The sequence below is a fragment of the Streptomyces sp. NPDC005925 genome (assembly GCF_040638805.1).
Taxonomy (GTDB): domain Bacteria; phylum Actinomycetota; class Actinomycetes; order Streptomycetales; family Streptomycetaceae; genus Streptomyces.
On the sequence record NZ_JBEXVL010000012.1, the window covers coordinates 86544 to 105101 of the forward strand.

Below are 18558 nucleotides of genomic sequence, written 5' to 3' on the forward strand. Positions count from 1 at the left end.
TCCGGCGGGGTGTTCCGCCGGGCCGCCGGCACAGGAGGTCGTGGTGTGGTGTGCCGCTTCGCGGTACGCGGCCTCTGTTGCCGACGGCCGGGCCGTCACTGGCCGACCAGGCCCGGCTGGAGCACCTTGGTGAACAGCACCGTGCCGTCCCGTTCGCGCAGCCGCACCGTCATCTCCCCGCTGTCGCCGTCGATGTCGACCTCCCCGAAGAACTGGTAGCCGCCCGCGGGCGAGACGTTCGAGGTGGTCGGCGCCTTCAGGAACACGCGCTCCGGCCCGAACGTGCCGTCCAGCGCGGCCGCCGGGAAAGCACCGGCGTTCAGCGGCCCCGACACGAACTCCCAGAACGGCTCGAAGTCGGCGAACGCGGCACGCGACGGCTGGTAGTGCTGCGCCGAGGTGTGGTGGACGTCGGTCGTCAGCCACACCGTGCCGGTGATCCGCCGGTGCTTGACGAACCGCAGCAGCTCGGCGATCTGCAGCTCACGGCCGAGGGGCGCGCCCGGATCGCCCTGCGCGACCGCATCGAAGTTCCGCCTGCCCTCCCCGCCGTCCGGCACCACGAGCCCGATCGGCATGTCGGAGGCGATCACCTTCCACACCGCGCGCGACCGCGCCAGTTCCCGCTTCAGCCACTCCAACTGCTCCTGCCCGAGGATGCCCTGCGGGTCCACGGTCTGGTCACCGGCCGAGTTGGCGTTGCGGTACGTCCGCATGTCCAGCACGAACACGTCCAGCAGCGGACCCTGCCGCAGCACCCGGTACATACGGCCCTCGGCGGCGCCCGGCCGCAGCGTGGACACCGGGGTGTACTCGCTGAACGCCCGCAGCGCACGCGCCGCCAGCACGTCGAGGCTGCGCTCGGTGTAGCGGGCGTCGCTCGCGGGGACGCTCTCGCCGGGATACCAGTTGTTGCGCACCTCGTGGTCGTCCCACTGGGCGATCGTCGGGACCCGGGCGTTGAACCGCCGGAGATTGTCGTCCAGCAGGTTGTAGCGGAAGTTGCCGCGGAACTCCGCCAGAGTCTCGGCGACCTTGGACTTCTCCTCCGTGGTGACGTTCCGCCAGACGCCGCCGTCCGGCAGGGCCGCCGTGGCCGAGATGGGGCTGTCGGCGTAGATGGAGTCGCCGCTGTGCAGGAAGAAGTCCGGGTCGAGGCGGGCCATCGCGTCGTAGATGCGGTAGCCCCCGACGTCGGGGTTGATGCCCCAGCCCTGCCCGGCCAGGTCGCCTGACCACAGGAAGCGCACGCCGTCGCGGCGGACGACGGACGTGGTGCGGAACGTGCCGGTGACCGGCTCGCCGCCGCGGCGCGGGTCGTCCGGGTCGGCGAGCAGCACCCGGTAGTGGATCTGCTCGCCGGGCGGCAGCCCCCGCAGCCGGGTCGTGCCCGTGTAGTCGGTGCCGGCGTCCAGCAGCGGACCGTGCCATCTGCGGGGGTTGCGGAACGACTCCGTCGCGGACGTCTCCACGATCATCCGGGCCGGGCGGTCCGAACGCACCCACACGAGACCGGAGTTCGCGGTCACGTCTCCCGCCTGTACGCCCCAGTCGGCCGAGGGGCGGCCGGACCGGGCGAACGCCGGGGCGGCGCGCAGCACGGTGGCCGGCAGGGCGAGGGCCGCCGACGCGGCGAGGGAGCCGCGCAGCACGCTGCGGCGGCCGGGGAGCGGACGGTCTGACATGGCTGCGCCTCCAGGGACGTGATCCGGCCAGTGTGCAGTGCCACACCTACTGGTGCGTCGCAGCGCACACGCAAACCCCAAGTGAACAACCGACCGCACACGGAAGGGAACCGGTACGACCACCTGGAGGGGCCCCACCCTCACGTCCGTGGGGACGAGTGAAGACCAGATGGCCACAGCGTTCGTACGCACGCGTGATCCCGGAAGCCCGGGGACGCCAGGAACGATGCGGGACCTCCAGCGCCCGGACCGAGCCCTACGCACGGCACGGCGCCACGAAGCGGGGCCCCTCCCACGGCACACCGCGTCTGCCCCCCCGCTCCCGGTACCGCCCCCGAGCGTAGGCGGTTTCACCCCCTCGCCCGGCTCTCTCCCGGATCACAGCCTCTTGTCCGTCGAGCCCATCTCGCACGCTTTTCGGCATCGAGCCCCTTTTTGTCTCCGTCTGCCCGTGGCCGATCCACGTCAACCGGGCGGCTACCGCGCCGATCGATGGCCCCAATCAGGGCTCGGTATGCCGGACGGGGACAGGCAGCATCTCCCCTGTCTGCCGTACGGCAGGGCGCTCGCCGATGTGACAAGGAGTAGTCCGTGAAGGGCAGTACGACCACAGCCCCGGAACCAACCCCGGTCCGTCTCTCCCCGCGCCGCGTCCTGCTGGGCTACGGCGCGCTCGTCGGTGTGCCCGTCGCCGTCACCGCGATGGTGCTGGTGTCCGTCGGATACGCCGGGCCCACCGGCCGCGCCTCCACCGCCCCCGAAGGCGTGCCCCTCTACCGGGTGCTGGGCGCCCTCGCCCTGGTCACCGCGTGCGCGGGAGCGGCCGGAGTGCTGGCCCGCCGGATCGGACAGCCCCGGGTGGTGGGGGAGATCGGCGCCGGAGTCCTGCTGGGGCCCTCGGTGTTCGGGGCGCTGGCACCGGACGCCCAGCAGTGGGCACTGCCCACCGAAGTGGTCCCCTTCCTGAACAACTTCGGCCAACTGGGTGTCACCCTCTTCATGTTCACCGTGGGGCTGGAGTTGTCCCTGGCGACACTGCGGAGCAACGGACTGCCCGCGTCGACGCTCATCGGCCACTCCGGCATGGCCCTGCCGTTCCTGGCCGGCGTGCTCATCGCCCTCGTCATGCCCGCCGGCCAGCGACCCGACGGTGTGGCGACGCTGCCCTTCGTGCTGTTCCTCGGGTTGAGCATGAGCATCACGGCCGTGCCCGTCCTGGCCCGCCTGCTGTCCGACGAGCGCATGCTGCACAGCAGGCTCGGCACCCTCGCGATGGCCTCCGCGAGCGTCGCCGACGTGACCGCCTGGTGTCTCCTCGCCCTCGTCCTCGCGCTCGCCTCCGGGGGTTCCCCGGCAACGGCGGCCGTCACGGTCGGCTGGGTCGCGCTGTTCGCCGTCGTGGTGTGGTGGGGCGTACGACCTCTGCTGGCCCGCCTCCTCGCCGGGCAGCGCTCCGACGGGCCCATGGCGGCCGCCCGTACCGCCAGCATCGTCCTCGTCACCGTCCTGCTGTGCGCCCTGGCCACCGACCAGGCCGGGGTGCACGCGCTGTTCGGGGCGGTCGCCGCGGGGCTGGCCATGCCGCGCACCCAGGCCGTACGGGACATCGCCTGGCGGGTGGAAGGGCTCACCAGTTGGCTGCTGCTGCCGTCGTTCTTCATGACCGTGGGCCTCGGCACGCACCTGGGCAGCGTGCACGGCACCAGCGGCTGGCTGCTCTGCCTCGCCGTGCTGGGCGCCGCGGCGCTGAGCAAGTTCGCCGGCACGCTCGTACCCGCGCGTCTCGCGGACCTGTCGTGGCGGGACTCCTCCCGGCTCGGCGCGATGATGAACTGCCGCGGTCTGACCGAGCTGATCATCCTCAACACCGGCCTGTCCGCCGGTCTGCTGTCACCGTCCCTGTTCGCCATGCTGGTGCTGATGGCGCTCGCGACCACCGCCGTGACCGGCCCCCTGCTGCGCCTGCTCAGCCGGGAACGGGACGAGGAACCGGGCTGACGCGCAGGTTGCGACGGCGCACACCGGGCGGACGCGATCCGGGGGGCGCTCCACGGTTACCGTTCGGGGAAGAGCCCGGATCCCGGGCCCCGGAGCGGCCTCGGGCCCCGATCGCCGTACCGGACACGCACGGACCCGCCCCGCCCCGTCCCCGGGCCTCGGTCGGCGCCCCGACCGGCCGGCCGACCGCCTGCGCAGACCGGCCGACCGGCCGGGTGACGGGCGGAATCCGCGCGGCGGGACCCGCGGGCCGGTCAGCGGCTGCCGTCGAGGAGGACGCGCGCGACCAGGGCGGGGTCGTCGTTCATGGGGACGTGACCGCAGCCGGGCAGCCGTACGAGTCGTGCGCGCGGGATCACGTACGTGGCCCGTATGCCCTGCCGGGGCACCAGCAGCCGGTCCCCGCTGCCCCACGCCACGGTGACCGGAACCCCGGGCAGGGGGTCGGTGAACCGCACCTCCCGACCGGCGCGCAGGATCTCGTCGAACCCCTCGGCGCGGGCCAGGGCGAGCGTCTCGGCGACCACCGCCTCGGGCGAACGGCGGCCCGGACGAGCGTAGATGGTGCTCGTCAGCATGGCGCGGCCGACGACCGAGCGCGCCAGCCGTTCGACGGCCGGCCGGGGTATCAGGCGCGCCCCGACCCGCATCCCCTTCAGCACCCCGAAGGCGTAACGCCGCTCCGCCCGGGTCCAGAAACCGGCCGGGGACAGCGCGGTGACGGATCGTACGCGCTGCTCACGGCCGAGTTCCAGGGCCAGCAGGCCGCCCAGCGAGTTGCCCGCCACGTGCGGCCGTCCGATCTCCAGCGTCTCGCAGAGAGCGGCGAGCACGGCGGTCGTCGTCGGCAGGTCGTGCGCCAGGCCGGCCGGGAGCGGCGCGGAGCCCCCGCAGCCCGGAAGGTCCACGGCTATCACGTCCCGCTCGGTCGCGAGCACCGGTATCACCGGGTCCCAGGCCTGCCGGTGGTGGCCTATTCCGTGCAGCAGGAGGAGGGGCTCGCCGGTTCCCACCCGCCGGTAGGCGACGGTCAGGGGCTCCGGGCCACGGGGCGTGGGGATCGTGACGGAGACGGTTGCGGACATGCTGCTCCTCGTCGGCTCGACCGGACGAACGGTGTGGGACAGCCTGTCAGCAACAGTTACCGGCGGGTAGACCCGGGGTGTGCCGGGACGGGTCCGGAGGCCCGTCCCGCGCTGTGATCACCACGGGAGGGAGGATTGGTCTTGACCAAGGGTGAGGGCCGCCTTATGGTCACAGATAAGTGAAACAACCTTTAATAAACAAGGGCGCTGAAACGACGCCGGGACGCGGCGGCGAAACACGGCGACGTGACACGGCGATCGTGGAGGACAGGGTGGGGACCACGCAGCTCGAATCGGTGCCGGAGCCGAAGTACTGGCACCTCAAGACCGTGCTCAGCGACGCGCTGGACTCGGAGTTCACGGTGGGGGAGATCCTGCCCAACGAGCGCGACCTCGCCGCCCGCTTCGGCGTCGCCCGCGCCACACTCCGCCAGGCCTTGGAACAGCTCGAGCTGGAAGGCCGCCTGCAGCGCCGCCGCGGCGTCGGTACGACGGTGGCTCCGCCCCGCGTGGGCGTGTCCGTCGGTGCCGAGCAGGACACCTGGCCCGGCGCCACCGGTGACGCCTGGCAGCCCGTCGACTCCGACCTGGGCGCACCGCCCGTCGCCGTGGCCGCCATCCTGGGCACCGGCCGGGACGAGCCCGTGCACACCGTGCGCCGCTCCCGGACCACGCACGGCCAGCCGGTAGCCGCCGAGCTGCTGTACATCCCGTCGGCGTCTGTGCCCGACCTGACCGCCATAGACGCACCCTGCGGCCCCGCACGCGCGCGTGCCGTCCTGCGGGAGCTGCAGCGGCTGGACCTGGAGCGTCAGGAGAACGCCGTCGAACTCGGCTCGGCCCGCGCGGACGACGCCAGGGAACTCGACCGCCTCCCGGGCGCGCCGGTCCTCGTCGTCACCACGCGCTACTTCACGGCGAGCGGCGTCGCCGCCGTCTCCCTCGCGACGTACCGCGCAGACACCTGCCGCCTCACCTTCGGCGAAACGGGCGGGGTACGGATCCACGAGGACCCGCAACGCCGGGCGTCCTGAACGAAGGGAACGGGTCCGGCACGCGCGCCGCGGGCAACAGCCGTGCGCACCGGGCCCGTTCGTCCGTCCGTGGAAGCGGCATGTCCGTCGACCCGCCGTCCGTCGACCCGCCGGCAGTCGTGCCGCCGGGGCGGCACGGGCGGGCGCGGGCGGCAATCGGTGCGGCGCCGGTCCGCGCATCCGCCCGACGCGGCACCGGCACCGCGGGGCACCTGAGAACACCGGTGCCCCGCTCCTGCCCCGCCGCCCGTCACCGCCCCGTGACGGTCCCCTCCACCGCGAACAACTGCTCCTCCACGTGATCCAGCGCGAGCCGCAACGCCCCCGTGGCCACCGCCGCCTCCCCGAGCAGGGACAACGCCACCTTCGGCGGCCGCAGGCAATAGCGCGCCAACTCCCGCCGCAACGGCTCCAGCACCCCGTCGAGCCCTGCCGCCCACCCACCGACGACGACCAGTTCGGGATCGAGCGCCAGCACCAGCGCCGCGACATGGTGCACGAGCCGCTGCAGGAACCGTTCGACCGCCGCACGGGCCCGCTGGTCACCTTCGCGGGCCTGCCTGAACACCTCGGCGACCGCCTGCTCGTCCAGCGGGTGCAACGGCTCGTCCGTCGTCGACAGCAGTGTCTCCGGCGTCGCCTCCCGCCCCAGCAGGTGCAGCGCGCCGATTTCTCCGGCCGCCCCGCCGTACCCCCGGTGCAGCCGCCCGCCGATCAGTGAACCGGCTCCCGGGCTGAGCCCGGCCAGGACGAACACCACGTCGTCCGACTCGGTGGCCGACCCCTTCCAGTGCTCGGCGACCGCGGCCGCGTTGGCGTCGTTCTCCACCAGCACCGGACACTTGAAGGACCGGCTCAGCCGCTCGCCCAGCCGCAGCCCCGTCCACTCCGGCAGGGCCGTACTGAGACGCACGACGCCGTCCGCCTCCACGATGCCCGGCGTCGCCACCCCCACGGCCCGCAGCGATCCGCGGGCCACCCCGGCCCGGCGCAGCAGTTCGGCGACGGCGCCCCGCAGCCGCTCCATCCGCTCGTCTGCGGAGTCGGTTTCGCCGACGGGTTTGGCCTGGGAGCCGATGACCCGCCCGTCGAGGTCGGACAGGAGCACGGCGACCCGGCGGGCGCCGATCTCGAGGCCCAGCAGATGCCCGGCCTCGGCCCGGAACCGGAACCGCCGCGCCGGCCGACCCTGCTTGCGCGCGGCACCTTCCTCGGCCGCCTTCTCCACGACGAGCCCGGCCTCGATCAGCCCTTCGACAACGTCCTCGACGGTCGGCCGGGACAGGCCCGTCACCCGGGTGATCTCGGTCAGCGTCGCGCAGTCCGTGGCACGCAGCGCGTGCAGCACCACCGCGTTGTTGATCCTCCGCAACAGCGAGGGATCCCCGCCGGTCAGCCGTCCCACCGTCCGTCCTCCCAGCTCGTGCGCGTGTTGGCCGGATCGTACTCGGCACCGGGCACCCCGGCGACCGAGGGAACACCGGGGCCCGCCCGGACCCACTACGGGCCGCCGTTTCGCCGCGCTGCCCCGAACCCGGCTCGTAGGCCGTGATCACGGCCCGGGTGCGGACCGCGCCCCGGTTTCGCCGGCACCGCGCCCGCGCGCGACGCCACCGTCCGCGCCGTGCACGGCCGGGTGCGGAGCGCGCTCCGCCGGGACACCCGACAGTGCGGCGGGGACGTCTGCCCGGGGGGCCGCCCCCGCGGGACGGTGCCTGATGGAGCGCCAATTGTCAGTGGTGACGGGTTTACTGGCTCCCATGGACATCGCGCGGGCTCTCGCAATAATCGAGCGGCTGTGCTCCCAGGACCTGACCGCGGAGTACGGCAGACCGCGTGTCGCGTCCGGCCGGCTCGGCCCTGCCACGGCCGCGCTGGCGACGAGCGGGGAGTTCTGGGCGGGGGACCCGGCCGAGTGGGAGCGGGCCGAGGAGCAGTTCGAGGCGTACCGGGACGGCCTGAGCGAGCGGCTGGCCGCGCGCTGGGGACCGCCGTACCTCATCGGCCTGGCCGGGGTGTTCGAGCGGGCGCAGAGCGCGGAGGACATACCCGAGCCGTGGGACACGCTGAGCTCCCACGTGCCGGACCTGCACCTGTGGCGCATACCGGGCCGGGACCGCTGGCTGGCCCTCGGCGTCTCCCAGTGGGACAGGGAACTGCCGTTCCAGCTCCTCGCGGTCGTCACGGACGTCGACCCGCCGTAACGTGACGCGCTACCCCTCGGAGGCGGCCCTGAGCCTCGCGAACTCCTCGGCCATCGTCGCGGCCGTCCAATGTGCGTTCAGCCCGCTGGGGTTGGGCAGCACCCACACGCGCGTCTCCCCGATGGTCCGCTCCTGCGGACCGACCTGCGCCTTCCGGTCGTCGAACGCCGCCCGGTAGGCCGTCACCCCGACCACGGCCAGCCACCTCGGCCGCAGCCGCGCCACCTTCAGGGCCAGCAGCCGCCCGCCCTCGCGGTACTCCTGGGCGGTCAGTTCGTCCGCCCGCGCAGTGGGCCGCGCGGCGACGTTCGTGATCCCGAGCCCGTACGACAACAACTCGTCCTGCTCTGACGGCTTCAGCAGCCGCGGAGTGAAGCCGGACAGATGCAGCACCGGCCAGAACCGGTTGCCGGGTCGGGCGAAGTGGTGGCCGGTCGCGGCCGTCATCAGGCCCGGGTTGATGCCGCAGAACAGCACCCGCAGGCCGTCCGCGACGACGTCCGGTACGAGACGGTCGCGGGCGGCCTCCAGTTCGGCGGCGGTGAAGCGCGGCACAACGGGCGGTCGGCGCCCCGTCAGAGGATCGCGCCGGGTGTGTAGCCCGCGGCCCCGGGGTGCTGCTTCACGATCTCCTCGATACGGCCGACGACGACGGCGACCTGATCGCCCGCCGCGCCCGTGAAGGACAGCTTGTCCGCCATCAGCGCCTCGAGCCCGGCGCGGTCCAGCGGGATGCGCCCGTCGTCGGCGAGCTTGTCGAGCAGGTCGTTGCGCTCGGCGCCCCGCTCGCGCATCGCGAGGGCCGTCGCGACCGCGTTCTCCTTGATCGCCTCGTGCGCGACCTCCCGGCCGACGCCCGCGCGCACCGCGCCCATCAGCACCTTGGTGGTGGCGAGGAACGGCAGGTAGCGGTCCAGCTCCCGGGCCACGACCGCCGGGAACGCGCCGAACTCGTCCAGCACCGTCAGGAACGTCTCCAGCAGACCGTCCAGCGCGAAGAAGGCGTCCGGCAGCGCGACCCGGCGCACCACCGAGCAGGACACGTCGCCCTCGTTCCACTGGTCGCCCGCCAGCTCGCCGGTCATCGACGCGTAGCCGCGCAGGATCACCATCAGGCCGTTGACGCGCTCGCAGGAGCGGGTGTTCATCTTGTGCGGCATCGCCGACGAGCCGACCTGGCCGGGCTTGAAGCCCTCGGTGACCAGCTCGTGCCCGGCCATCAGCCGGACCGTCTTCGCCAGCGAGGACGGCGCGGCGGCCAGCTGCACCAGCGCGGTGACGACCTCGTAGTCCAGCGAGCGCGGGTAGACCTGGCCGACCGACGTGAACGCCTGCGAGAAGCCGAGGTGTCCGGCGATCCGCTGCTCCAGTTCGGCGAGCTTGCCCGCGTCGCCGCCGAGCAGGTCGAGCATGTCCTGGGCGGTGCCGACCGGGCCCTTGATGCCGCGCAGCGGGTACCGGCCGAGCAGTTCCTCCACGCGGCCGTACGCCACGAGCAGCTCGTCGGCGGCGGTCGCGAAACGCTTGCCGAGGGTGGTGGTCTGCGCGGCGACGTTGTGGGACCGGCCGGCCATGACCAGCTCGCCGTACTCCCCGGCCAGCTTGCCCAGGCGGGCCAGCACGGCCACGGTCCGGTCGCGCATCAGCTCCAGCGACAGCCGGACCTGGAGCTGTTCGACGTTCTCCGTGAGGTCCCGGGACGTCATGCCCTTGTGCACGTGCTCGTGTCCGGCGAGGGCGTTGAACTCCTCGATCCGCGCCTTCACGTCGTGCCGCGTGACCTTCTCGCGCTCGTCGATCGAGGCCAAATCGACCTGGTCGAGGACCCGCTCGTACGCGGTGAGCGCCTCGCCCGGGACGTCGATGCCGAGGTCCTTCTGGGCGCGCAGCACGGCGAGCCAGAGCCGGCGTTCCAGCTTCACCTTCTGCTCGGGAGACCAGAGCACGGCCAGCTCGGCGGAGGCGTAGCGTCCGGCGAGGACGTTGGGAATGTGGGGCGTGGGCGCGGGAGCAGAAGTCACGTGGATTGAGTCTACTGGCGATTCGTGCAGGTCCGTGCAACGGGTCGGTTCGTGGGAACCTACGAGAACCGGTCGGCCGTCCGGCTCCGGCGCCCGGCGGGCCGGTGCCCGCCGCGCCCGACAGGCCGTCGGACACCTCCGTGCGGCGCCCCACGGTCCCGCCGCGATCTCGCCCCTACGCGGACGGCCCCTCGTACGGCAGCAGTTCCGCCCCTTCCAGCGGCAGCAGTTCCGGCCTCTTGGGAGCGCGGCCGTCGCCGGAGGAGCGGCCTGTCAGGCGGCGGCCGATCCACGGCAGCAGGTGCCGGCGGGCGAACCGGACGTCCGCGACGCGCCGCGCGGCCCAGCCGGGCGGTGGCGTCAGCGCCATCGGCACGTGCCACTCGGCGTCCTCCGGCTCGTGGCCGAGGCTCTGCCACACGGCTTCCGCGACCCGGCGGTGGCCCTCCGCCGTCAGGTGCAGCCGGTCCACGTCCCACAGCCGCGGGTCGCCCAGCGAGGGCGCTCCGTACAGGTCGACGACCAGCGCGCCGTGCCGGGCGGCGAGGTCGTCGACGCAGGTGAACAGCGCCTCCATGCGGGGCCGGAACCGTTCCAGGACCGGGCCCCGCCGGCCGGGGCTGCGCATCAGCACCAGCTGCTTGCAGCTCGGTGCCAGCCGCTCCACGGCCTCGGTCAGCAGGTCACGGACGCGCACCATGTCGCACGCGGGCCGCAGCGTGTCGTTCAGGCCGCCGACCAGCGTGATGACGTCGGGCTGCATGGCGACCGCCGTGCCGACCTGTTCGTCGACTATCTGCTGGATGAGCTTTCCGCGTACGGCGAGGTTGGCGTACCGGAAGCCGGGTGTGCGGGCGGCCATCCGGGCGGCGAGGAGATCGGCCCAGCCCCGGTAGGAGCCGTCGGGCAGGAGGTCCGACATGCCCTCGGTGAAGGAGTCGCCGAGGGCGACCAGGCTGGTGTGGGAGGGGTTCGTCTGCATGGCGACAGAAAGGGTAGCGCGTGCACATACCCGACAGTCGGTCGCCCTGACGGCCACGGCCCCGACGGCGCGGGCTGTGACAGCGGGGGCCCGATGGCCAGGGCCTGTCGGCCAGGACGTGTCGGCCCTGGCCCGACGGCACAGGGGTCTGACACGGGGTCTGACGGCCAGGGCCCGGCGCGAGGCCCCGGCCGCCCGGCGGAGACCGCCCGCTCAGGTCCGCCGGCCGAACAGCTCCTGCAGCACGTCCTCCATGGTGACCAGCCCGGCCAGCTTCCGGTCGGTGCCCAGCACCGCCGCCAGATGCGTACGGCTGCGGCGCATCGCGGTCAGGACGTCGTCCAGCGGCGTGCTCTCCCGTACGCGCGCGATGGGCCGCATGTCCCGCGCCAGGAACGGCACGTCGCCCGACGAGGCGTCCAGGGCGTCCTTCACGTGCAGATAGCCCACGATCCGGCGTCCCTCGTCCACCACCGGGAAGCGGGAGAACCCGGACTCGCCGGCCAGCGCCTCCAACTGCCCGGGCGTGACGCCCTCACGCGCGTAGACGACGCGTTCCAGCGGCAGCACCACGTCCCGCACGGGGCGGCGGCCCAGCTCAAGGGCGTCGTGCAGCCGCTCCTGGGCGCGGTCGTCGATGAGACCCGCCTCGCCGGAGTCCCTCACGATCCGGGCCAGCTCGGCGTCCGAGAACGTCGCCGTGACCTCCTCCTTGATGTCCACCCGCAGCAGCGTCAGCAAGGCGTTGGCGCACGCGTTGATCGTGAAGATCACCGGCCGCAGCGCCCGGGCCAGCGCCACCAGCGGGGGCCCGAGCAGCAGCGCGCTGTGCACCGGTTCCGCGAGCGCGATGTTCTTCGGCACCATCTCGCCCAGCAGCATGTGCAGATACGTCGCCACCACCAGCGCGATCACGAACGACGCCACGTGCCCCGCCCCGGACGGCACCCCCAGCGCGTGGAACACCGGCTCCAGCAAGTGCTCGATCGCCGGCTCGGCCACGACACCGAGGACCAGGGTGCACAGCGTGATGCCGAGCTGGGCGGCGGCCAGCAGCGCGGACACGTGCTCCAGCCCCCACAGCACGCTCTTCGCGCGCCGCTCGCCCTCCTCGGCGTACGGCTCGATCTGGCTGCGGCGCACGGAGATCAGCGCGAACTCGGCGCCGACGAAGAACGCGTTCAGGACCAGGGTGGCCAGGCCGATCAGCAGTTGTACGACGGTCATCGTCCGTCCGCCCCCTTCTCGTGCTTGTCGCGCTTCTCGCGCGGCGCGCGTGTCCCGCCGACCGGCTGCGCCGCGTCCGGCTCGTCGGCCAGCGGCGCGCGCATGAGGACCCGGGCCGCGCGGTGGCCCGTGGCGTCCACCACCCTCAGCCGCCAGCGGGCGATCTCCAGGGTGTCGCCCACGGCGGGGATACGGCCGAGCTCGGTCGCGATCAGCCCGGCGAGCGTCTCGTACGGCCCCTCCGGCGGGCGCATGCCCACCCGGACGAGGTGGTCGACGCGGGCCGCGCCGTCCGCCGAGTACAGGGCGTGCCCCCCGTCGTCGGTGCCGGCCGCGGCGATGTCGGGCGTCTCGTGCGGGTCGTGCTCGTCCCGGACCTCGCCGACGACCTCCTCGACGATGTCCTCCAGCGTGGCCACGCCGGCCGTACCGCCGTACTCGTCGATCACGACCGCCATGGTGCGCCGGCCCGACAGCCGGTCCAGCAGCCGGTCGACGGTCAGCGACTCGGGCACCAGCAGCGGCTCGCGCATCAGGTCGGAGACCGGCACGCGCGTGCGGCGCTCCGCCGGCACCGTCAGGACGTCCTTGATGTGGGCGGTCCCGACGACCGCGTCGAGGCTGCCGCGGTAGACCGGGAACCGCGAAAGGCCGGTGGCGCGCGTCGCGTTCGCCACGTCCTCGCAGGTGGCCTGCGCCTCCAGGGCGACGACCTGCACGCGCGGCGTCATGACGTTCTCCGCGGTCAGGTCGGCGAGGTTCAGGGTCCGGACGAACAGTTCGGCCGTGTCGGCCTCCAGGGCGCCCTTGCGCGCGGAGTGCCGGGCGAGGGCCGCGAGTTCCTGCGGCGAGCGCGCGGACGCCAGTTCCTCGGCGGGTTCCACGCCCAGGCGGCGCACCACGCGGTTCGCGGTGTTGTTGAGGTGCGTGATGAAGGGCCGGAAGACGGCGCTGAACCAGCGCTGCGCGTTGCCCACCCGTTTCGCCACGGCCAGCGGCGAGGAGATCGCCCAGTTCTTCGGCACGAGCTCGCCCACGACCATCAGGATGACCGTCGACAGGGCCGTACCGATGACCAGCGCCAGCGAGGACGCCGTGGACCGCGGAATCCCCAGGTCCTCCAGCGGCCCGGCGATGAGCGCCGCGATGGAGGGCTCGGAGAGCATGCCGACGACCAGATTGGTGACGGTGATGCCGAGCTGTGCTCCGGAGAGCTGGAAGGTCAGGGCCCGTACGGCCTTCAGGGCGCCGGCGGCGCCGCGCTCACCGCGCTCGGCCGCCGTTTCCAGCTCGCCGCGCTCGACGGTGGTGAGCGAGAACTCGGCCGCGACGAACGCGCCGCACGCCAGCGACAACAGGATCGCCACCAGGAGCAGGAGCACTTCGGTCATCGGGTCACCTCCGTCCCATGATCGGGCAGGAGGGAGTGGTTCGCGCGATGTCGCGGACAGGGAGGCTCGCCCATGGGCGGACGCTCACACCTTTCATGGAGACCGAGTAATCCCCCAAGAGTAAAGGACAGGCAAAGCGCGTTGGCCGCGGGGGCGTCCGCCCCTGCCCGGGGAGGGGCTTCACCCGACGCCGCCACCGTTCCTCGGGCGTGTACCCGGTGACCCGCCAGGCATGGCGCGCGGGCCCGGAACGCGGTGCGGTGTCCGGATCTGGACGAGCAGGTTGAGCTCCGCCGGTTCCGTACGGTCCCGGGCCGGTTCCCGGTAGCGGGCCACCCGGCCGTCGAGGTCCTCGGCCGAGAGCGGTTCCCGCTGTCCTGTCGTGCTGCCGGGCACCGTCCGCGCGCCGGTGAACGCGGCGATGTCCGCGTGCTGGGCGGTCAGCCGCAGCATCCGGTCACCGTTCGCGCCGATCAGCAGCGGTGCGCGCGATTTCCGCACGGGCCCGGGCCCATCACTCGTGTGCGATGGCCGCCAGCACGTTCATGCGGGAGGCCCGCAGCGCCGGCAGCAGCGCCGCCACGACGCCCACCACCGCCGAGCCGATCACGACGGCCACGATCGTGCCCCAGGGAATCGCCAGCGCCGGCATGCTCTCCAGCGCCAGCACCTGCTGCGTACACACGCCCCACACCAGCCCCAGGGCAAGGCCCAGCACCGCGCCGAACACCGCGATCACGACGGACTCCAGCCGGATCATGCGGCGCAGCTGACGCCGGGCCAGCCCGATGGCCCGCAGCAGCCCGATCTCGCGGGTGCGCTCCACGACCGACAGCGCGAGGGTGTTCACCACGCCCAGCACGGCGATGACGATGGCCAGCGCGAGCAGCGCGTACACGAGGTACAGCAGGACGGCGATCTGGTCGTGCACCAGCTTCTTGTAGTCGCCCTGGTCACGGACCTGGACCTGCGGATACGGGTCGAGGGCGCGCTCCAGCCGGGCCCGCAGCGCGTCCGCGCCGGTGCCGGGTGCCGTGTTGACGTACAGCGCCGCCTCCTGCCCGCCCGGTACGTACTTCTCGGCGGTCGCGATGCCGAAGAACAGCCCGCCCCGCGTGCCGAATCCCTCGCCGGTGCCCTGTTCGGTGAGGGCGCGTACGGTCAACCCGGTGTGCCGCCCCGCCGGGAACTCGACCGGCAGCACGCTGCCCACGCGCACGCGGTGGTCGCGCGCGAAGTCGACGTCCATGGCGAGTGCCCCGTCCGCCAGCGCGGCCTTCGTGCCACCGCTCGCGTACGTCACGTGGGCGACGTCGTCGAAGTCGTCGTCGTAGCCCGAGGCGGTCGTCTCGGCCCGCTTGCCGTCCGGCAGTCGTACCGCCAGCGGCACGAAGCGCTGTCTGACGACCGTGCCGACGCCCTCCGTGCCACGGACCGTGGCGGCGATTTCCGGCGAGAACGGCCTGAAGTTGCTGTTCTGGACGACGAAGTCGGCGCCCAGGGTCTGGTCGATCTGCTGGTCGAACGACTTCGACATCGAGGCGCTCGCCACCGACATCCCGCCGACCAGCGCCAGCCCCACCATCAAGGCTGCGGCCGTGGCGCCCGTGCGGCGCGGGTTGCGCAGGGCGTTGCGCTGGCTCATCCGGCCGACCGGCCCGAACAGGGCCGGGAAGGCGCCGCCCAGCACCCGGATCACGGGCCGTACCAGCAGCGGGCCCGCGATCACCGTCGCGAGCAGCGTGAGGACGACACCGAGCCCCAGCAGCGAAGCCGCCGACGCCGTCGTCGTCGCGGCCACGCAGCCCACCAGCGCCGCCGCGCCGAGCACCCCGACGACGCCGCCCACCACCGCGCGCGCCCTCAGCGGTTTGCCCACGCCGGCGATCTCGGCGTCCGCCAGCGCCGCCATCGGCGACACCCCGGCGGCCCGCCGCGCCGGGAGATACGCGGCCACGAACGTCACCCCGACCCCGACGACGTACGCCGTCACCGGGGTGATCCAGCCGACCACCATCTCCGTCGTCTTCAGGTTCATGCCGAAGGCGCCCATCAGCCGGATCAGCCCGGCCGCGAGCCCGGCACCCGCGGCCAGGCCCAGCGTCGAACCGGCCAGGCCGAGCAGCACCGCCTCGGTGAGCACCGACCGCCGCACCTGCCGCCGGTCGGCGCCCAGCGCCCTGAGCAGGCCCAGCTCACGGGTCCGCTGGGCGATCAGCATCGAGAACGTGTTGACGATGAGGAAGACCCCGACCAGCACGGCGATCCCCGCGAAGCCCACCATCACGTACTTGACCACGTCGAGGAACGTGCCGAGCTCGTCCGTGGCCGACTTCGCCTGCTGGGCCGCGGTGCGCACCTCGTAGCGGCCCGGGCCGAGCTCCGCCGTGATCCGGCGGGCGAGTCGGGCGTCGCTCACACCGGGAGCCGCGTCCACCGTGACCCCTGTGGCCCGATGCGCGGACCCGAGCAGCCGGGTCTGCGCGGTCCGCCCGTCGAGGAAGACGAGGGTCGTGCCCGGGTTCGTGGTGGTGAAGGAGGCGATGCCGACGATCCTGGTCCTGAACGATCCGGGCGTGGCCAGCACGGTCAGCGTGTCGCCGATCTCCAGGTGCTTCCTCTCGGCGGTGTCGGCGTCGATCAGCGCCTCGCCGTCGCCGCGCGGAGCACGGCCCGAGGCCAGCGTGAGGGGGCTGTGGTCGGTGACGTACCAGTTCGTGACGACGGTGGGGGCGCCCGCGGTCGCCCCCACCGGATCGTTGTGCTCGTCGACGACCGTGACGTACCCGACCTCCACGTCCAGATGCGCCGCCCCCGCCCCGTCGACCCGGGCGATCCGCTCGACGAGCGAGGCGGGAAGCGTCTGCACGGCACCGGCCGTCCGGGAGGAGTCCAGGCCCTTCTTCGGCTCCACGGTCACGTCGGCGGACGTGGAGGCGAACAGCCGGTCGAAGGCACGCGTGACCGTGTCGGAGAAGATCAGGCTGCCCGCGACGAACGCCACGGACAGCACCACGGCCAGCGCGGACAGCAGCAGCCGCCCCTTGTGCGCGATCAGACTCCGGAGGGTCGCCTTCAGCACGGCGTCAGTCTCTCCCGACGGGGGCGACGCCGTCCGCACCGGTGCTGTCCGGGCCGCCGTCCGCACCGGGCTCGGCCGGACCGCCGCCTTCGCCGCGGCCGCGGTGCGCGTCGAACTGCTTCAACCTCTCCAGCACCGTCTCCGCCGTCGGCCGGCCCATCTCGTCCACGATCCGGCCGTCCCCCAGGAAGAGCACCAGGTCGGCGTGGGCGGCGGCCCGGGGGTCGTGGGTCACCATCACGACCGTCTGACCGAGCTCGTCCACGGCGTTCCGCAGGAAATCGAGCACTTCGAGGCCGGACCGCGAGTCGAGATTGCCGGTCGGCTCGTCCGCGAAGATCAGCTCGGGTCGGGAGGCCAGCGCCCGTGCGCACGCCACGCGCTGCTGCTGACCGCCGGACAGCTGAGCGGGCCGGTGCCGCAGCCGGCCGCGCAGCCCCAGCGTGTCGATGACCTGGTCGAGCCACGCCTGATCGGGTTTGCGGCCCGCGATGTCCATGGGCAGGGTGATGTTCTCCAGCGCGTTCAGCGTCGGGATGAGGTTGAACGACTGGAACATGAAGCCGATCCGGTCCCGGCGCAGCCGTGTCAGCTCGCGCTCCTTCAGCCGGGTGATCTCGGTGTCGCCGATCCACACCTCTCCGCCCGACACCGTGTCGAGCCCTGCCAGGCAGTGCATCAGCGTGGACTTCCCGGAACCCGACGGGCCCATCACGGCGGTGAACCGGCCGCGCGCGATGTCCACGTCGACCGAGTCCAGGGCGAGCACGGTCGTCTCGCCCGAGCCGTATGCCTTGGTCAGGGCGCGGGCGTGGGCCGCGGTCCCGTTCTCGGACGACGCGAGGCCGGGCGCGTGCTGTGCGGCGGGTGTGGACAAGGCTGCCTCCGTGGTGACTCCCCGTGGTGGCTCCCGTGCTGGTTTCGCGTGCACGGGCGGGCGCCCGGCGCTCGGCGCCCGAACCCAGTGTGACCCGCCGCGCAACGTGTATGCCTCAGAAGAGCGGATGCGCGCCAGGTCGCGGACACGGACGGCGGACACGGGCAGCCGACCCGGGACGCGGCCACGGGCAGCCGACCCGGGCGGCGGCCACGGACGCAGCCGTGGACAGGCGCGGGTGACACGATGGCCGGGACCCGGGCACACGCCGGGGCCCAACCCTTGCCTCCGCTAGCGATTCGGCGCTAGCTTCGAGGTATGGCGAAGACCCAGCTGAATGTGCGAGTGGACGAGGGCACGGCCCGCGCCGCCCGCGAACGCGCCCTGGCCCGCGGGATGAGCGTCAACCGCTACATCGAGGAACTGGTCAGACAGGACACCGGCGAGGTCGGCCACACCTTCGTGGAGTCCGCCGCCGACTTCATGAAGCAGTACGAGTCCGTGTTCGCCGAGGAGTTCGGTACGGACCGTGAGGGCACGCGCGAAGGTCGCCGCTGATCCGTTGAGCAACCTGAGAATCGACCTCGCCTGGCTGCTGATGCTCGCCGAGCAGAAGACCCCCGGGGACCCGCAGATCACCGACTGGGGAGCCCTCGTCGCCGCCGTAGCACGCCACGAGGCCGAGATATTCGACGTCCCCGTCTACGACACCCCGTACGCGCGTGCCGCCGCGCTGCTGCAACTCCTGATGCACGTCCCCGCGCTGGAGCGTTCCAACGCGCTGTTCGCCTCCGCCGTGGCCTACGCCTACCTCGTCGCGAGCGGCGCGAAGGTCGTCATCTCGCCCGTGCAGGTGCGGGAGCTGGCCCGGCTGGTCAAGAGCGGAGAGGCGTCCGTGCAGGACATCGCCGAGGAACTGCGGCAGTGGAGCCTGTGACCGGAACCGCCCGCTGTCCGTGCCGTCGGCCCGCT

The 18558-nt window shown here is 72.9% G+C and carries 15 protein-coding genes and 1 pseudogene; 5 read left to right on the forward strand and 11 right to left on the reverse strand.

Annotated features, from left to right (window positions below; genetic code table 11):
- Positions 1 to 95 precede the first annotated feature (95 nt).
- Positions 96 to 1685: an alkaline phosphatase D family protein gene (locus ABZ354_RS16850; protein WP_358657344.1), complete on the reverse strand. Its 1590-nt coding sequence runs from the start codon at positions 1683 to 1685 to the stop codon at positions 96 to 98.
- A 591-nt stretch (positions 1686 to 2276) separates the two neighbouring features.
- On the opposite strand from ABZ354_RS16850, the gene ABZ354_RS16855 reads away from it, so the two are divergent.
- A complete protein-coding gene (locus ABZ354_RS16855; RefSeq protein ID WP_358657345.1) occupies positions 2277 to 3683 on the forward strand; it encodes a cation:proton antiporter in 1407 nt (468 codons plus the stop codon).
- A gap of 254 nt (positions 3684 to 3937) precedes the next feature.
- On the opposite strand, the gene ABZ354_RS16860 is transcribed toward ABZ354_RS16855, so the two are convergent.
- Complete coding sequence (locus ABZ354_RS16860; protein ID WP_358657347.1) at positions 3938 to 4768, reverse strand: alpha/beta fold hydrolase; 831 nt, start codon at positions 4766 to 4768, stop codon at positions 3938 to 3940.
- A gap of 272 nt (positions 4769 to 5040) precedes the next feature.
- Between ABZ354_RS16860 and ABZ354_RS16865 the strand changes: the two genes are divergently transcribed.
- Positions 5041 to 5802, forward strand: a complete 762-nt coding sequence (locus ABZ354_RS16865) for a GntR family transcriptional regulator (protein ID WP_358657349.1) — start codon at positions 5041 to 5043, stop codon at positions 5800 to 5802.
- A gap of 250 nt (positions 5803 to 6052) precedes the next feature.
- Here the strand turns inward: ABZ354_RS16865 and ABZ354_RS16870 are convergent, their stop codons facing one another.
- Positions 6053 to 7207 carry an ROK family transcriptional regulator gene (locus ABZ354_RS16870; RefSeq protein WP_358657351.1) on the reverse strand — a complete coding sequence of 385 codons (1155 nt, stop codon included), beginning with the start codon at positions 7205 to 7207 and terminating at the stop codon, positions 6053 to 6055.
- 355 nt (positions 7208 to 7562) lie between these two features.
- Here ABZ354_RS16870 and ABZ354_RS16875 point away from each other — a divergent pair, with 355 nt between their 5' ends.
- Positions 7563 to 8006 carry a hypothetical protein gene (locus ABZ354_RS16875; protein ID WP_358657353.1) on the forward strand — a complete coding sequence of 148 codons (444 nt, stop codon included), beginning with the start codon at positions 7563 to 7565 and terminating at the stop codon, positions 8004 to 8006.
- A 9-nt stretch (positions 8007 to 8015) separates the two neighbouring features.
- Here ABZ354_RS16875 and mug read toward each other — a convergent pair whose 3' ends face one another.
- The 8 genes and pseudogenes from mug to ABZ354_RS16915 all read right to left on the reverse strand — a co-directional run bounded on the left by mug (position 8016) and on the right by ABZ354_RS16915 (position 17586).
- Positions 8016 to 8561 carry a G/U mismatch-specific DNA glycosylase gene (gene mug, locus ABZ354_RS16880; protein ID WP_358657355.1) on the reverse strand — a complete coding sequence of 182 codons (546 nt, stop codon included), beginning with the start codon at positions 8559 to 8561 and terminating at the stop codon, positions 8016 to 8018.
- 20 nt (positions 8562 to 8581) lie between these two features.
- Positions 8582 to 10027, reverse strand: a complete 1446-nt coding sequence (purB, locus tag ABZ354_RS16885; protein WP_358657357.1) for an adenylosuccinate lyase — start codon at positions 10025 to 10027, stop codon at positions 8582 to 8584.
- 175 nt (positions 10028 to 10202) lie between these two features.
- The gene (locus ABZ354_RS16890; RefSeq protein WP_358657359.1) at positions 10203 to 11009 is read right to left on the reverse strand and encodes an SGNH/GDSL hydrolase family protein; all 807 of its coding nucleotides are present in this window, start codon (positions 11007 to 11009) and stop codon (positions 10203 to 10205) included.
- A 213-nt stretch (positions 11010 to 11222) separates the two neighbouring features.
- Positions 11223 to 12236 carry a hemolysin family protein gene (locus ABZ354_RS16895; protein ID WP_358657361.1) on the reverse strand — a complete coding sequence of 338 codons (1014 nt, stop codon included), beginning with the start codon at positions 12234 to 12236 and terminating at the stop codon, positions 11223 to 11225.
- Complete coding sequence (locus tag ABZ354_RS16900) at positions 12233 to 13627, reverse strand: hemolysin family protein (protein ID WP_358657363.1); 1395 nt, start codon at positions 13625 to 13627, stop codon at positions 12233 to 12235. Before ABZ354_RS16900 ends, ABZ354_RS16895 begins: the two co-directional genes overlap by 4 nt.
- Before the next feature lie 267 nt (positions 13628 to 13894).
- Positions 13895 to 14137 (reverse strand): annotated as a pseudogene (locus ABZ354_RS16905) (LLM class F420-dependent oxidoreductase); the annotation flags it as partial.
- Positions 14138 to 14141: 4 nt separating this feature from the next.
- Complete coding sequence (locus tag ABZ354_RS16910; RefSeq protein WP_358657365.1) at positions 14142 to 16709, reverse strand: ABC transporter permease; 2568 nt, start codon at positions 16707 to 16709, stop codon at positions 14142 to 14144.
- Positions 16710 to 16713: 4 nt separating this feature from the next.
- The gene (locus ABZ354_RS16915; RefSeq protein WP_358657367.1) at positions 16714 to 17586 is read right to left on the reverse strand and encodes an ABC transporter ATP-binding protein; all 873 of its coding nucleotides are present in this window, start codon (positions 17584 to 17586) and stop codon (positions 16714 to 16716) included.
- 318 nt (positions 17587 to 17904) lie between these two features.
- Here ABZ354_RS16915 and ABZ354_RS16920 point away from each other — a divergent pair, with 318 nt between their 5' ends.
- Positions 17905 to 18144: a toxin-antitoxin system HicB family antitoxin gene (locus ABZ354_RS16920; RefSeq protein WP_358657369.1), complete on the forward strand. Its 240-nt coding sequence runs from the start codon at positions 17905 to 17907 to the stop codon at positions 18142 to 18144.
- Positions 18145 to 18148: 4 nt separating this feature from the next.
- On the forward strand, positions 18149 to 18523 hold the full coding sequence (locus ABZ354_RS16925; RefSeq protein WP_358657370.1) for a fic family toxin-antitoxin system, toxin component: 375 nt from the start codon (positions 18149 to 18151) through the stop codon (positions 18521 to 18523).
- Positions 18524 to 18558: the final 35 nt, after the last annotated feature.